Origin of the sequence: Lysinibacillus sp. GbtcB16 (assembly GCF_019091145.1) — a bacterium.
GTDB lineage: Bacteria > Bacillota > Bacilli > Bacillales_A > Planococcaceae > Lysinibacillus > Lysinibacillus fusiformis.
In genome coordinates, this window is the sequence record NZ_JAGXJV010000607.1 from 1 (window position 1) to 255 (window position 255).

Sequence of the window (255 nt, forward strand, 5' to 3'; positions counted from 1 at the left end):
TTTGACCTCGTAATTGGACAAATTGACATTGATATCCTCGAGGTCAATCTCGTTAGCCTTGAGTTGGTACTCAATGGCGGATAACGAATTAGTGCTTTGGAGCGTCTGAAGCTTCTGCTGCAGCGTTTGAAGGCTGCGCTGCAGCTGTTGGACTTGAGATTCCAGCTGATCTTTCTGGTCTTTGGTTGCCTGACCGGTATCATAATCGTTCTGAACCTGGTTATACTGCTTCGTAACATCGTCCAAGGCTTGCTT

General features: G+C 46.7%; 1 pseudogene. It reads right to left on the bottom strand.

Going from position 1 to position 255, the window contains the following annotated elements:
* Window positions 1-255 (bottom strand): annotated as a pseudogene (locus KVT27_RS25385) (efflux RND transporter periplasmic adaptor subunit); the annotation flags it as partial.